Here is a 14,595-nt window from a genome sequence, read left to right as displayed (position 1 = left end):
CATGACCGCTCGGTAAGACACCAGCCGTGCAGGAACACCACGACCCGATCGGTGGCCGTCGGGAATGCAGCCGCAATCGCGTCGGCCGTCGGCTCAACGGGTTTGCCGCGGTGCCGGATGACCATCGCGCCCGCAAGCGGGTTGTCGCGCTCAGTCAACTCGTCCCCATACAAGCCGTTGACCGCGGCGATGACTGCGGCCGACCCGGTGCGCGATTCGAGAGCTTCGTGGGTGTCGCTCCCCCAGATTTCTGCGGCAACCGCACCGACGGCTTGGGTTGCACCGCGGATGCCTCGGTCCACACCGCCGTAGATCGCGCGGGTGAACCCGTCATGGAGCACTCTTGTCGGTGCTGCCGGTGGCCCGATTGAACCGAAGACCCGGCCGGCGATCCCGGCGTGCATCTCGCGCACCAGAGTCGTCGCCAATGACGACGCCTCCCCCGCCAGATCGCCGACCGCTCGGATATCGCTGCGCTGCATGTGTGCCTCTCAGAAGTTCGAATTGCCGCTGAGCTGCTGATTTGTTCACTCAGTGCACAAGCGTTTACTGTAGGTATCGGCCGACAGCACGGCAAGACTGTGCGGCCGAAATCACTGATGGGAGCGCTGATGGACGCCACGTTTTCGATGGACCTGTCGGAGGAAGTGGTCCACGTCCGTGACTGGGTGCATGAATTTGCCGAGTCGGTTATCCGGCCGGCGGCCGCGGAGTGGGACGAGCGGGAAGAAACCCCGTGGCCGATCATCCAAGAGGCTGCCAAGGTCGGGCTCTACACCCCCGACCTATTCGGCCAGATGGCGGCCGAATCCAGCGGTCTGGGCATGCCGACGGTGTTCGAGGAAATGTTCTGGGGTGACGCCGGGATTGCGATGTCGATCATGGCCACCGGGCTTGCGGCGGCCGCACTGGCCGCCAACGGGACCCCGCAACAACTCGGCGAGTGGCTGCCGCAGATGTTCGGCACCCCGGGCGACCCCAAGCTGGCGGCGTTCTGCTCGTCTGAACCCGGTGCCGGTTCCGACGTGGGAGCCGTCCGCACCAGGGCAAGGTATGACGAAGCCGCCGACGAGTGGGTGCTCAACGGCACCAAGACGTGGGCTACCAACGGCGGAATCGCCAATGTCCATGTGGTGGTGGCGTCGGTGGAGCCCGAGTTGGGCACTCGGGGGCAGGCGACGTTCATCGTGCCTCCCGGCACCAAGGGCTTGTCCCAGGGACAAAAGTTCAAGAAGCACGGTATCCGGGCATCCCATACGGCTGAGGTGGTGCTCGATGATGTCGGGCTTCCTGGTGAGTTAATCCTCGGCGGCAGAGAGCGTTTCGAACGCCGGATCGCCAAAATTCGGGAAGGACATCGCACATCCAGCCAGGCGGCGATGATGACGTTTGAGCGCACCCGCCCAGTGGTCGGTGCGATGGCGTTGGGCATCGCGCGCGCCGCTTACGAGTACGCGCTGGAATACTCTCGCCAGCGCGAACAGTTCGGGCGGAAGATCGCCGAATTCCAAGCCATCGCGTTCAAGCTGGCCGACATGAAAAGCCGCATCGACGCATCGCGAATGCTGGTCTGGCGGGCCAGCTGGATGCAACGAAATGACAAGCCATTCACCTCAGCGGAGGGCTCAATGGCGAAGTTGTATGCCAGCGAGACCGCGGTGTACGTCACCGATGAAGCAATCCAAATCCTCGGCGGCAACGGCTACACCCGCGATTATCCGGTCGAGCGGATGCACCGGGATGCCAAGATCTTCACCATCTTTGAAGGCACCAGCGAGATTCAGCGGCTTGTCATCGCCAGGGCGCTGACCGGTCTGACGATTCGTTGAGCTAGTGAGCTGCCGCGTTAGCCTCTTCGCCGGCGCCGTTCACGACCAGCGCTTCCTCCCAGCCGTTCAGGTTCTCTCCGGCGGGTGGCAGTGGGTGCTCGAGGTCCTCTAAACCTGCCACCGCGCGGATCGCGGCAATCAGCTGTTGAACCAGCGGCGTCTCCTGGTCGGTCGGAGCCGCCCCGAATTCGAGTTCGTCCGGCAGATCTGATCGAAGTCCCATTCCGTTGGCCGCCTCGTGCGCCGACAACTTCGCGTGGATGCGTGCGGTGTATAGCTGTTGGCCCAGAGTTGCTCCGGGGGCGTCCGTGGCACGCTCCATCAGATCGTCGTAGCGCCTGCGCACATCGCTGAGCGCCATCATGACGGTGGGGCTCGGCCTGCTGTGGCTTGCCGCCTCCGTTAGCGCCGCGCGAAGCTTCCGCATGCCGGTGAGAACCACCTCGGCGCGTTTCTGAAACTTCTTGTCCTCAGGGAACGGCAGAGAATCGATGGCAGCGCGGTACATGTGCATCGCCGCCTCAGCCAGACTGACAATGGTTTGCGCTTCACCTTCATGTGGATCGAATTCGGCCATGGCCCCTCAATTCTGTGAATGGTGTCCAGCTCGGGTCGACGGGTATCGGTAACGGCGTCGATCCGCATAACGATAGTGCTCGCACCTTCACCTGGCAGTCCGACCTCCGGGAGTGCCAAAGGCGCCGGTACCGCGCTGGTCACCGAGCAGCCGAGGTGATTTACTATCATTGCAAAGATAGCGACTGCAAATCTCGAAGGACGCGGTGAGCATCGACTACCTGCGGGACGGTCGCATCGTGACGATCACGATCAACAGACCCGAGACGCGTAACTCGCTCGACATGGCGCATTTCCGCGATCTTGCCCACGCTTGGGCCGCCTTTCGCGATGATGCCGATGCGTGGGTTGGCGTTATCACCGGCGTTGGCCGCGATTTTTGCACCGGCGCGGATCTCAAAAAGTTCATTCCAGAGTTGATCGGGGACTTACCCCAGCCCGCCGGATGGAACAAAACCGACGCTATTCATGCTGTCCTGCATCAGTTTCCGATCTACAAGCCGATCGTCGCCGCCGTCAACGGTGTCTGCGTGGCGGGCGGATTCGAAATGTTGACTTCCACCGATATTCGCGTCGCCGTGCCCGAGGCACGATTCGCCGTGATGGAGCCGAAGCGCGGATTGTTCACCGGCGGCGGCAGCACGGTGCGGCTGCCTCGCCAGTTGCCCTACGCGTTTGCGATGGAATTGCTGTTGACCGCGGACATGGTGGACGCCGAGCGCGCGCTCGCCATGGGGCTGATCAATCGCGTGGTGTCGGCGGACCAGCTGATGGAAACTGCCTATGACTACGCCGAGCGAATCGCGGCCAACGCGCCGCTTGCCACCTCAGCGACCAAGCAATCGGCTGTCGAGGGTCTGGCCCTTGATCTGGAATCTGCGTACGCCAACGAAACCCGGCACAGCGACCGCATTTTCGCGACCGAGGATGCCAAAGAAGGTCCGCGCGCCTTCGCCGAAAAACGACCTCCGAAATGGCAGGCGCGCTGACTGCCTAGCTGACCGCTTCAGTTGAGACCGTAGAAGCGCTGCGCGTTCAACCCGCCGATTTTCGCCCGAGTGGCTTCGCTGATATCGGGGCGGGTGCGCAGGTGCTTGGTGCTCTCGGGCCATTCGCCGTCCCAATGCGGATAGTCGCTGGCGAACATGATGAAGTCGTCGCCGAGCACATCGATGACGCCGGGCAAGATCGGCTCCTCCGGCTCACACGTCACGAAGATGTTGCCGGCCTGCACGTACTCTTGCGGGTCGCGTTGCCAGCCACGCTCGATCCAGTCGCCACGCTTCTCGAAATGCTCGTGCAGGCGGTCGATGAAGAACGGCACCCAGCCCACACCCGCCTCGAGGAAGGCCACCCGCAATCCTGGATGCCGATCGAAGACGCCGCCAGAGACCATCGCGGTCATCGCCGTCATCTGGTCGAACGGAAAGCTGATGCAGTGCACCTGGATGTAGTTGGTGAAGCGATCGACGCCGATCTTCGGCAGATGGATACCGGGCGCGCCGTGAATGCCAAGCGGCATTTCGAGCTCGACCGCTGCAGCGTAAAACGGGTCGAGGTCGGGGTGGTCGAGGTTGCGCGTCTTGAGCGCCGGCGGGACGAGGGTGGCCACCAGTCCGAGATCTTTCGCCTCCCGCATGACGTCGATCGCCGCCTGCCCGTGCTCGATCGGGGTCACCGCGACGCCGCGAAGCCGGCCGCTGGCCGGGGCGCAGAAATCCGCGATCCACTGGTTGTAGAGGCGTGCGAACCCGGCGGCGAACTCGGGGTCCTCGAGGCTGGGCGCGCACAGCCCCAAGCTGGGATACAGCACCATGGTGTTGATCTGATCGCGATCGGCGTCGCCCAATACACCCTCGACCGACCTGCAGTTGATGTCGGAGGCCTTGCTGATCCCGTGCTCGGGCGGGCAGCCGGCGCCCGGACCGCTGTCTTCGGGATAGTTGCGGCCTTCGATGACCAACCTCGGTTTCCCGTCGGCGCTGGCCGTGACGCGATGTGGCCATCGCTTCATGGCCTCGATCGCCAGCGATGGGTTTTCGGCGACGTGTCCGTCGGCATCGATGATTTGCATGCGTCACTCCAGTCCACAGAGCACCGGGTTGTCGCACGAAACCCTACCGGCCTGAAAACCGCAGGAGGCCGGATTGGCCACCGGTCGTCGACCGGGCGCTGCTGGTCCGGCCCGAATTCAAGGCCATCGTCCCGTTCGCGCATGGCCAACACGTCGTCGACAGGCTGCCCGACGCGGAGTTGTATCACCTGCCCGGTGAAAGCCATCTCGCCGGGTTGGGCCGCGCCGAGGAAATTCTGCACACCATGGTCGAGCTCTGGGACAGCATCGAAAAGATCTGATTTCATTCGGTGCACGTCACGCGGAAGCCGGCGGTGTGATAGACGGTGCAGGTGCCTGGAAAACCGCTCACCGCCGACCAGCGCAACTCGTTCATTGCCGCGCTGCTGGGTTGGACGATGGACGCCTTCGATTACTTCCTCGTTGTGCTGGTCTATGCGGATATCGCGAAGACCTTCCACCACACCAGAACCGAAGTCGCGTTCTTGACAACCGCCACCCTGTTGATGCGCCCGGTGGGCGCCTTGTTGTTCGGGCTGTGGGCCGACCGGGTGGGCCGGCGGCTACCGCTGATGGTCGACGTGACGTTCTATTCCCTGGTCGGTTTCCTGTGTGCGTTCGCACCGAATTTCACTGTGCTGGTAATCCTGCGACTGCTATACGGCGTCGGGATGGGCGGTGAGTGGGGTCTGGGCGCCGCGCTCGCGATGGAGAAGGTTCCTGCCGAGCGACGCGGCTTCTTCTCCGGCCTGTTGCAAGAGGGCTACGCATTCGGCTATCTGCTCGCAACGTTGGCGTCGCTGTTGGTGATGGACCGACTCGGGTTGTCGTGGCGCTGGCTGTTCGGGCTGAGCGTGATCCCGGCGCTGGTCAGCCTGATCATCCGGTACCGGGTGAAGGAGTCCGAAGTGTGGGAGGCCGAACAGCACCGAATGCGGCTGACCCACACCAGGATCCGCGATGTGTTGCGCGACGCCGCGATCGTCCGCCGGTTCGTCTATCTGGTGCTGCTGATGGCCGCCTTCAATTGGATGAGCCACGGCACCCAGGATGTCTACCCGACCTTTCTGTCGGCCGCCCACAACGGTGGCGCTGCGCTGCCTAGCACGACAGCGAAGTGGATCGTGGTGATCTACAACGTCGGCGCGATCGTCGGCGGACTGTTCTTCGGCACGCTGTCCCAGAGATTCGGTCGTCGCCACACCGTGGTGTTCTGTGCGGTGTTGGGGCTACCGATCGTGCCGCTGTTCGCCTTCTCGCACACCGCGGCGATGCTGTGCCTCGGCTCGTTTCTGATGCAACTCGTCGTGCAGGGCGCGTGGGGTGTCATTCCGGCGCATCTGACGGAGATGTCGCCGGATGCCATCCGGGGCTTCTACCCCGGGGTCACCTACCAGTTGGGGAATCTTTTGGCGGCGTTCAACTTGCCGATCCAAGAGCGACTGGCCGCTACTCACGGCTATCCCTTCGCATTAGCCGCGACGATTGTGCCGGTACTGATCGCCGTCGCCCTTTTGACGGCGATCGGCAGGGACGCGACCGGAATCCGCTTCGGCACCAAGCAAAGCGGCGTCATCGCGACGATTGACGACGCTGCTGTCGGCGACGTGAACTAGCCTCTGGCGATGGCCCGACTGATCTGCAGCCGAAGCTTAGAAGGGTGGCGGGTCGTTGCATGCCGCGATCCGGGCGGCCTCTCGGGCTGCGGCGATGCGCGCCTCGTTGATTCCGCGTTCCCAGTTGTTGCGGGCGGCGCGGTCGGCGGCCCTGGTTCGTCGACGGGCCGGCATCATCAGTCCGCGGTTGCCGGTGTCTGGCGGCGTCGACGTCGGCAACGCCAGCGTGCCGGTCGGAACGGCTAACACGGGAAACAACACAGCCCCACCGGGTTTCGTGGTGTAACTGTGGCCCGTCGGTGAGGTCCAGATCACCGTGCCGTCAGGTTCTTGGCGATCTCGCCAGCCGTTGGGCCCGCTGTAGAACGTCTTCAGCAAATGGTGAATCCTACAGAGCAGCTTGAGGTTTGACGGATGGGTCGGGCCTAGCGGCCAGGGCACGGTGTGGTCGATGTCGGCGTAGGCAGCCGGGCGGTCGCAACCAGGGAACCGGCAGCTCAGGTCGCGGCAGCGGATAAAATCGGCCAACGCCGCCGAGGGCCGATACCGCGGCTCGGGAGCAGAGTCCTTGGGGTGAAGCACCGGCCGCAGCTTGGCCGATGCGGCCAGCTGTCCCACCGCCTGCGCGGACAAGCCGCCGAAGCCCGGCACATAACCGGGAGCGGTCGAATCGCCGCTGACGGTGGCAGCTTCGGCCAACACATGGATGATGACATCCCCGACGGTGGCGTCCTGGTTGGCCGCCGGACACTCCGGCGAACCGCAGGCGCACGGCATCGCGGTGGCCCGCGCCGCCAGGGCCGACAACGCGTCGGCGCGGCGCTGGGCTTTGGTGCGCGGATCGCCCGGACACACCGTGGCAGCCAATTCATCGAGCCGTCGGTCGAAAGCCACCGCATCAGGTGCCCGAACGTCGCCCCAAATCTCGGCCATCCCGGAATGCAGCGGCGAGATGCCGATGTGGCGACTGTCTTCGGTCTCCCGCGCCACCCGCACCGCGACCGGCTCCACCTTCTGTATCCAATAGTCGAGGACTTCAACGATCTGTCGGTAGGACCGTCGGCCCCAGCGCGACGCGTTGCGGGCCAGCCAGCCATCCAGCCGGGTCAGCGCGGCGTCGTCGATCATCAGCTCGGTGCGGAACACCACCGCCGAGATCACCCGAAAGTCCACATCGCCGACGGCGAACAAGGCGCCGAGTTTCGGCAAGCGCTCCGCCAATGCCAGGCCGTACCGAAGTTGGCCGGCCGCCCGGCCGCGACTGATCCCCTGCGCGGCGGCCACTTCGGCGGCCACCTGCTCCCAACCGTCGATGCACCACTGCTCGCGGTCGTCGCCTTGTTCAGCCAGCCGCCGATGATAGAGCCGAGCCGCGGCGGCGAACTTGCGCGCGGTGGCAGCCGACTCCATCCGCGCCGCGTCGCGCATCGTGTCCACCAGGCCCGCGTCGTCGAGGCCGCCCAGCGCCTCGATGTCCGGCAGTCGAACTTCGAACATACTTTCGATTATGCCACGGCGGTCCGACATCGACATCTGCGCGTTGACTCGTCGAGAATGCGCGCGAAATGGTGCTTCGTTGCCTCATCGAAAATGCGCGCGTGCGGCGCGCCTACCTGATCGGTCAGCTATGACCCCAGTAGGCCCACATGATGGGGTTGACATTGGCCGAGCGCAGGGCAGTGACCGAGACGATCGCGATTCGCTACTTGCTGGCGGACAAGCGGACAAAGGGCATGATTCTCGATGAGTTGTGCGCCACTGCGCGCTGGCACCGTAGCCATGCCCGCAAGGCGCTCACCACGGCGGTGCAGCCCAAATTGGTATCACCGAGAAGTCCGCGGCCACCGAAGTACGGGCCCGATGTCATTGCCGCGCTGACGGTGTGCTGGACGGTGCTGGGCATGCCGGCCGGCAAGCGGCTGGCGCCGATGTTGGGCGAACTGGTGGCGGTGTTGCGCCATTTTGGGGAGCTGGTTATCGATGAGGAGACCGCGGCGTTGTTGGTGTCGATGTCGGCGGCCACCATCGATCGTCGGCTGGCTCCCCAACGGCGCACACAGCAGCTCAAGGGGCGTGTCGCCACCAAGCCGGGATCGCTGCTCAAACGCCAGATCCCGGTGCGCACCTGGGCCGACTGGGACGACGCTCAACCCGGGTTCGTCGAGATCGATCTGGTCTCCCACGACGGCGGCAACACCGCCGGCCAGTTCGCGTTCACGCTGACGGTCACCGACATCGCCACCGGCTGGACCGAGAACCGCTCGGTGCTCAGCAAAGCCGCTAAATGCGTCTTGGCCGCGCTGAATGACATCGCCTACAAGATGCCGTTCCCGATCCTGGGGGTGGACTCTGACAACGGATCGGAATTCATCAACGTCCACTTGCTGCAATGGTGCGAAAAGCACCAGATCACCTTCACCCGCGCGCGGCCGGCCAACAAGAACGACGGCTGCCACGTCGAACAGAAAAACTGGGCGGTGGTCCGCACCATGGTCGGCTACCACCGGTATGACACCGCAGCAGAATTGTTGCTACTCAACGAAATTTGGCAGCTGCAGTCCAAACTCACCAACTACTTCTACCCCCAGCAAAAGCTGCTGTCCAAGGTCCGCGAGGGCGCCAAGGTATCCAAGAAATACGACACCGCGACCACCCCGTTTCACCGCGCGATCAATCACCCAACCATGACCGAGGGCCGCATAGTAGGCCTGGCCACAGCCCACGCCCGCATCAACCCCGCCGCCACTCAACGCCAGATCCAAGCCCTGACCGCCCGGCTACTCAAAATGGCCACCAGCAAAACCGGACCCGCGAACAAAGCCCCCGTCCCTAAGCGCGCACGTTCATATGAGGCAACGAATCGGCCTTCGCGCGCATCTTGACATGAGGCAATACGATCTGCCTGATCGACAGCTTGTGGATGAACTGCCGACTGTGGAGAACGCTGCGTTATGAGCTGTCGATACCGCTGAGCGCTCGGCGCAGCAGATGCATCGCCACCGTGGTGGACCGCTCCCGGACGTCGGCGCGGTTGCCAGGCAGTCGAAGCGTTCGAGTCGACGACCCGCCGTCGGCCAGCGCCACGGTGAAGCAGACTGTGCCCACCGGCTTGTCCGCTGTTCCCCCGTCCGGACCGGCGATCCCGGTGATCGCTACCGCGGTGTCGGCCGCAAAGCGTTGCAGCGCACCGGCTGCCATCGCCTCGGCGACCGGCTCGGACACCGCGCCGTGCGCTTGGATCAACGTTGCATCGACGCCGAGCAACTCGGTTTTCGCCTCGTTGGCATAAGCAACCAGACCGCCAGCGAGGTAGGCCGACGAACCCGGCCGCTCGGTAAGCCGTGCCGCCAGCAGTCCGCCGGTGCAAGACTCCGCCGTCGCAATCCGGCGGCCGGTCAACAACTGTGCTACTTGATCATCGACCTTGGAGCCGTCCTCGGAATAGATGTGCTGCCCGTGCCGCTCGCGCAGCAATTGCACCAGTTGGCTGTACACGCCGGCGGCGTCGGGCTCGTAACGGGTCACTATCTCGAGCTCCCCGCGCCGCAAGCAGGTGGTGATCTCGAGGGATCCGAAATCGGGCAGCCGCTGCTCGGCGTCGCGCAGGGTCTCGGCCAGGCCGGACTCCGCTAATCCGAACATGCGCACGGTGTCCTGGCGGTAGATCGTCCGGCCGGCGATGGCTGCCTGGACGGCGGGTGTCTGGACGGCGATCGGCCACATCGGCTGCAGTTCGCGGGGTGGACCGGGTAGCACCACGACGGCCGGCTTGCCGGGAACGACAACACCCGGCGCGGTCCCCACCGGATCGATCACCAGCGCCCCGGCCGGGATCATGGCTTGCTTGCGGTTGGCGGCGCGCACCGCCTCGAAATCGCCGCCGTCGATGCGAGCCATCAACTTCTTCAAGATCGCCGCGATCTTGGCCTCCAGCTCGGTGTCCAGCACCAGTTCGCGTTCGCAGAACCGCGCCACGGTCGCAACCGTCATATCGTCGGCGGTCGGCCCCAACCCGCCGCTGGTCACAATCAGGTCGACGCCCTCGGCTGCCAGGAAACGCAACTGCGCCTCGATGTCTGCTTCGCGGTCACCGCAGATGGTGATGTGGGCGAGCTCGACGCCCAACTCGAGTAACCGGTCGGCGATCCATGGACCGTTGCGGTCGGTTACCCGACCGGTCAACACCTCGGTCCCGGTGACGACAATGCCCGCGCGTGCGCTCACCGCTATGACACTAGGCGCGGAGGAGAATGGACCGATGATCGAGTTAGAGGTACTTGCGGCTGACGTGACCAAGCTCGAGGTGGATGCGATCACGAACGCGGCCAACACCGAGCTTCGGCATGGCGGCGGGGTGGCCGCAGCCATCTCCCGGGCCGGCGGCCCGGCCGTGCAGCGCGAGTCGGACGAGAAGGCGCCGATCGGCCTTGGCGAAGCGGTCGCGACCACGGCCGGCCAGATGCCGGCCCGCTATGTGATCCACGCCGCCACGATGGAGCTTGGCGGGCCCCGGAGACTAGAAACGTCGGCTGACATCATTGCGCGGGCCACCCGCTCGACGCTGGATGTGGGCGACGAATTAGGTTGCCGCTCATTGGCTTTAGTGGCTTTCGGTACCGGAGTTGGCGGCTTCCCGTTGGACCAGGCGGCCCGGCTGATGGTCGACGCGGTGCGCGAGCACCAGCCGCGTTCGCTTGAGCGCGTGGTGTTCGCGGTGCACGGCGACGCCGCCGAAGAAGCATTTCGCGCAGCGATCGGCGGCTAAGCCTCCGGAGTGCGCAAAAAACGCTCGACTGATTCGGTTTTGCGGCTCAGCGCGTCAATGACGCCAGAGCGCCAGTCCGCCTTGATCACCACGCTAACCCGGGGTGAGCGAGCTTTGACGGCCTCGACGGCGCGCTGCACGACCGCCATCACCTCGTCCCAGCTATCGCCTTCAACGACGGTAAACATGGCATCGGTCTTGTTCGGCAACCCCGAATCGCGGACCACCCGCACCGCTTCGGCGACGATCTCACCGACGCTTTCGCCCACGCCCAGCGGTGTGACAGAGAATGCGACCAGTACGGACACAACACGACCCTACTCGCGGCGCATGGCAGCATCGGGCCCATGCGGGTTCTGGTGCAACGGGTCTCATCGGCGACGGTGTCAGTCGAGCAGCACGTCGTGGGAGAAATCCAACCCGACAGCCAGGGGCTGCTGGCGTTCGTCGGGGTCACCCATGACGACGATATCGGCAAAGCCCAGCGGCTCGCTGAAAAGCTCTGGCAGCTAAGGATTCTCGACGACGATCGGTCTGCAGCCGACATCAATGCGCCGATCATGGTGGTCAGCCAGTTCACGTTGTACGCCGACACCGCCAAGGGGCGACGCCCGTCATGGAATGCCGCCGCGCCGGGGGCCGTCGCCGAGCCGCTGATAGCGGCGTTCGCGCAGGAGTTGCGGCAGCTGGGTGCCGACGTGGTAACCGGCACGTTCGGCGCCCACATGCGGGTCGAATTGATCAATGACGGCCCGGTGACCGTACTTCTGGAGCTGTGATTGACGGGTTATTGCCGCATCTGCGGTGGCTGAGCGCTAGCGTGCTTTGGAGGCGGCGTTGGGTCGAGCCGCACCCCGGTGTTCGTGGAGCGGCTGACGTGACGTACGCACAGAGTGGTCACGAAGCCTCCGACGAATGCTTTGTGCACCGTGCATTTCTCTACCGCACCGAGCAGGATTACCGTGATTACCTGCTGCCATTTATCTCCGCTGCCGTAACGGCAAACCAAGGGGTACTGGTGGCAGTACCAACACGCAATCTGGCGGTGTTGGCCGAGGGATTAGGCTCGCTGGTCGCTGCTGTGGTCCTGACCGACATGACCGAAGTGGGTCGCAACCCCAGTCGGATCCTGGGCGAGCTGCTGAGCAGATTTGTCGACACGCATCGCGATCAACCGGTGCGCGTGATCGGCGAACCGATCTGGCCGAGTCGATCTGAAGTCGAATACCCCGCATGCGTGGAACACGAGGCGCTGCTCAACCGAGCATTCACCGGCCGGGACGTCACGGTGCTCTGCCCATATGACGCCTCTCAGCTTGATCCCGAGGTCATCGCCGACGCCCGTCGCACCCATCCGGTGCTGTGGCAGAACGGAATTCTCGACCACAACAACGCGGCATACGCCCCGGAGGCGATGCTGGCCCATTACAACCAACCGCTGTTGAGCGACCCGACCGCAGTCAGGTACACGGCGCGGAAACTCGGCGATCTCGCTGGCGCACGGGCTTTCGCCGGCGCGTACGCGCAGTGGTTCGGCCTGTCCCCGGACCAGACCGCAGACCTGCAATTGATCGCCAGTGAGCTGACAACTGCGAGCCTGACGCACGTGGGCGGGACGTGCCGGCTTGCGCTGTGGCGGCAAGATGGCCATGTGGTCTGCGAAGCGCGCGACGATGGCTGCCTCGGCGATCCGCTCGCCGGGCGGCGACCGTACGGCAGCGATAGCGATCGCGGGCACGGGCTGTATGTGGTCAACGCGGTGGCAGACCTGGTGCGCACTCACACCACTGCTGACGGGACGACGATCCAGGCTTACCTTCGCCTGCGAGAGGGGCCATGATGCCGCGAGACATTCGTGAGCTGGCCAGCGAGCCGGACGCCTACGCCGCCGAGCTTCGCCGGCGCTGGGGCGGGCTGTTGAGTTACCGCTACATCGGTCGCAGTTATGCGTCGATGGACTTAGGCCCGGTAGACGACACCGTCACGCTGCGCCACGACATGCGCAACACGACCGGCGGCATCCTGCTGGCCGTGCTCGGCATCGCCTCCCCGGAAGGCGGCGGCATGTCGGATCTGGAGGCGGTGCCGAATCCGGTCATCCATTCGTGCCAGGTACTCGACCCAGGCCGAGACGTGCGCCGTTTCGAAGTGACGACCGAACAGGTGAAACGCGGTCGCCAGATGGGCTTCAGCCGCTCACGCATCGTCGACGCCGATCGGCCGGCCCGGGTGCTCGCGCTGACCGAGGGCCAGGGCATCAGCATCGGCACGCCGCCCGAAGGGCTCGGCCGAATGGCCGTCGAACCCATCGAGGTGATCGACTCCCCCGACTTGCCGCCGCTCTGGCAGGTGTTCGGCGGACACCCCCGCCCCGACGGGCACTGGGCGCTACCGGAATTGGCTGCCGAGGTAGCGTCACCGGACGCCGCACTACACATCGGACCGCAATTCGTCGTCCTGGAGACCGCGGCGCTCCAGCGAGCCGCGGAGGTCGCAGGCACCGACCGGCTACAGGGCGCGTCGTCGCACGTGATGTTCGTCGCGCGCGGCAAGACCGGCCCGTTCCGGATCGAAGCCGAGCCGCTGGCCGGTGCGCGCGGGACGGTCGCGGTGCGCACCGTCATGCGCGACGAGGGCGCCGAGGACCGGGTGATCACCGTCGGGTCATATGTGTTCCATCGGGTGGAGGGCCAATGACCACACCGGACAAATCGATCCGCTCCGACGACGACGAGTGGGACATCGTCAGTAGCGTCGGCTACACCGCGTTGCTGGTCGCCGGATGGCGTGCCCTACACGCCCTGAGTGCGCACCCGTTGGTGCGAGATGACTACGCGAAGCATTTCATCACCGCTTCGGCGGACCCGTATCTGACCGGCCTGCTTGCCGACCCGGGAACGTCTGAGGGGGCGACGGTCTTCCCCCGGAAGTACGGGGTGCAGACAAGATTCTTCGACGAATTTTTCTCTTCTGCCGCCGACCGCGGTATCCGTCAAGCAGTCATCGTCGCGGCCGGCTTGGACTCTCGCACGTACCGGCTGAACTGGCCAAGTGGCACAACAGTATTCGAGGTCGATCAGCCGAAAGTTTTGGAGTTCAAAGGGCGCGTGCTCGCCGAGCATGCAGCCGTGCCCGCCGCCCATCGCGGAGAGGTCGCCGCGGATCTGCGCGAGGACTGGTCAATACCGCTGCGCGCAGCAGGTTTTGACCCGCAACGCCCCACTGCGTGGTCGGTGGAGGGGATTTTGCCCTACTTGACCAGCGACGCGCAGGACACGCTGTTCACCGGCATCAGTGACCTCTCCGCCCCGGGCAGCCGGCTCGCGATCGGCGCGCTGGGCTCGTGCCTGGACCAGGACCGGCTCGACGCGCTGGAAGCGATCTATCCGGGTCTCAACCGGTCCGGCGACGTGAATTTCTCCGCGCTGACCTACGACGACACGCATAAGACCAAACCTGCTGACTGGCTCGCCGATCACGGCTGGACGGTTGACCCCGTTCGCACCAACCCCGAATTGCAGGCCGAATATGGCCGCACCCCATCCGAAGTCGACCTGCACGTCGACAAGATCATGCACTCGGAATACATCACCGCGACCCGCTGAGCTCGGTCGGGTCGGTGGGCGGGAAATTGATTGGACGGGATTCGGTTCAGGTTGGTAGCGTGCCCGAGACCGCGACATCACGCGAGGAGGTGAGACCCATGAACGCAATAACCATGTGGGTGCTCCCACT

At 64.7% G+C, this 14,595-nt stretch carries 14 protein-coding genes and 2 pseudogenes; 10 read left to right on the top strand and 6 right to left on the bottom strand.

The window, feature by feature from the left end; translation table 11 throughout:
* Positions 1-482 (bottom strand): annotated as a pseudogene (locus WAN71_RS08070) (hypothetical protein); the annotation flags it as partial.
* Between the two features lie 129 nt (positions 483-611).
* Between WAN71_RS08070 and WAN71_RS08065 the strand changes: the two are divergent.
* Positions 612-1,829 (top strand): acyl-CoA dehydrogenase family protein, encoded by a 1,218-nt coding sequence (locus WAN71_RS08065; RefSeq protein ID WP_422224824.1) that lies wholly within the window; start codon positions 612-614, stop codon positions 1,827-1,829.
* 1 nt (position 1,830) lies between these two features.
* On the opposite strand, the gene WAN71_RS08060 is transcribed toward WAN71_RS08065, so the two are convergent.
* Positions 1,831-2,406: an XRE family transcriptional regulator gene (locus WAN71_RS08060; RefSeq protein ID WP_422224823.1), complete on the bottom strand. Its 576-nt coding sequence runs from the start codon at positions 2,404-2,406 to the stop codon at positions 1,831-1,833.
* Between the two features lie 238 nt (positions 2,407-2,644).
* Between WAN71_RS08060 and WAN71_RS08055 the strand changes: the two genes are divergently transcribed.
* The gene (locus WAN71_RS08055; RefSeq protein ID WP_422224822.1) at positions 2,645-3,394 is read left to right on the top strand and encodes an enoyl-CoA hydratase/isomerase family protein; all 750 of its coding nucleotides are present in this window, start codon (positions 2,645-2,647) and stop codon (positions 3,392-3,394) included.
* A 17-nt stretch (positions 3,395-3,411) separates the two neighbouring features.
* On the opposite strand, the gene WAN71_RS08050 is transcribed toward WAN71_RS08055, so the two are convergent.
* Positions 3,412-4,479, bottom strand: a complete 1,068-nt coding sequence (locus WAN71_RS08050) for an amidohydrolase family protein (protein WP_422224821.1) — start codon at positions 4,477-4,479, stop codon at positions 3,412-3,414.
* A gap of 125 nt (positions 4,480-4,604) precedes the next feature.
* Between WAN71_RS08050 and WAN71_RS08045 the strand changes: the two are divergent.
* Positions 4,605-4,760 (top strand): annotated as a pseudogene (locus tag WAN71_RS08045) (alpha/beta hydrolase); the annotation flags it as partial.
* Positions 4,761-4,811: 51 nt separating this feature from the next.
* Positions 4,812-6,095 (top strand): MFS transporter, encoded by a 1,284-nt coding sequence (locus WAN71_RS08040; protein WP_422224820.1) that lies wholly within the window; start codon positions 4,812-4,814, stop codon positions 6,093-6,095.
* A gap of 36 nt (positions 6,096-6,131) precedes the next feature.
* On the opposite strand, the gene WAN71_RS08035 is transcribed toward WAN71_RS08040, so the two are convergent.
* The gene (locus WAN71_RS08035) at positions 6,132-7,592 is read right to left on the bottom strand and encodes an HNH endonuclease signature motif containing protein (RefSeq protein ID WP_422224819.1); all 1,461 of its coding nucleotides are present in this window, start codon (positions 7,590-7,592) and stop codon (positions 6,132-6,134) included.
* A gap of 152 nt (positions 7,593-7,744) precedes the next feature.
* Between WAN71_RS08035 and WAN71_RS08030 the strand changes: the two genes are divergently transcribed.
* The gene (locus tag WAN71_RS08030) at positions 7,745-8,977 is read left to right on the top strand and encodes an integrase catalytic domain-containing protein (protein WP_422224826.1); all 1,233 of its coding nucleotides are present in this window, start codon (positions 7,745-7,747) and stop codon (positions 8,975-8,977) included.
* Between the two features lie 67 nt (positions 8,978-9,044).
* Here WAN71_RS08030 and WAN71_RS08025 read toward each other — a convergent pair whose 3' ends face one another.
* A complete protein-coding gene (locus tag WAN71_RS08025; RefSeq protein WP_422224825.1) occupies positions 9,045-10,325 on the bottom strand; it encodes a competence/damage-inducible protein A in 1,281 nt (426 codons plus the stop codon).
* Between the two features lie 28 nt (positions 10,326-10,353).
* Between WAN71_RS08025 and WAN71_RS08020 the strand changes: the two genes are divergently transcribed.
* Positions 10,354-10,860, top strand: coding sequence for a macro domain-containing protein (locus WAN71_RS08020; protein ID WP_422224818.1), 507 nt, complete (start codon positions 10,354-10,356; stop codon positions 10,858-10,860).
* On the opposite strand, the gene WAN71_RS08015 is transcribed toward WAN71_RS08020, so the two are convergent.
* Positions 10,857-11,168, bottom strand: coding sequence for an MTH1187 family thiamine-binding protein (locus WAN71_RS08015; protein ID WP_422224817.1), 312 nt, complete (start codon positions 11,166-11,168; stop codon positions 10,857-10,859). The genes WAN71_RS08020 and WAN71_RS08015 overlap by 4 nt on opposite strands.
* A gap of 39 nt (positions 11,169-11,207) precedes the next feature.
* On the opposite strand from WAN71_RS08015, the gene dtd reads away from it, so the two are divergent.
* The 4 genes from dtd to WAN71_RS07995 all read left to right on the top strand — a co-directional run bounded on the left by dtd (position 11,208) and on the right by WAN71_RS07995 (position 14,465).
* Positions 11,208-11,639, top strand: coding sequence for a D-aminoacyl-tRNA deacylase (gene dtd / locus WAN71_RS08010; protein ID WP_422224816.1), 432 nt, complete (start codon positions 11,208-11,210; stop codon positions 11,637-11,639).
* A gap of 98 nt (positions 11,640-11,737) precedes the next feature.
* Complete coding sequence (locus tag WAN71_RS08005) at positions 11,738-12,700, top strand: anti-sigma factor RsbA family regulatory protein (protein ID WP_422224815.1); 963 nt, start codon at positions 11,738-11,740, stop codon at positions 12,698-12,700.
* A complete protein-coding gene (locus WAN71_RS08000; protein ID WP_422224814.1) occupies positions 12,700-13,557 on the top strand; it encodes a hypothetical protein in 858 nt (285 codons plus the stop codon). The genes WAN71_RS08005 and WAN71_RS08000 overlap by 1 nt, the downstream gene beginning before the upstream one ends.
* Positions 13,554-14,465, top strand: coding sequence for a class I SAM-dependent methyltransferase (locus WAN71_RS07995; protein ID WP_422224813.1), 912 nt, complete (start codon positions 13,554-13,556; stop codon positions 14,463-14,465). Before WAN71_RS08000 ends, WAN71_RS07995 begins: the two co-directional genes overlap by 4 nt.
* Positions 14,466-14,595: the final 130 nt, after the last annotated feature.

Source organism: Mycobacterium sp. (genome assembly GCF_049280035.1).
Classification (GTDB): domain Bacteria; phylum Actinomycetota; class Actinomycetes; order Mycobacteriales; family Mycobacteriaceae; genus Mycobacterium.
The sequence above is the reverse complement of the archived record's forward strand: the minus strand, read 5'-3'. Positions and strand labels throughout refer to the sequence as shown.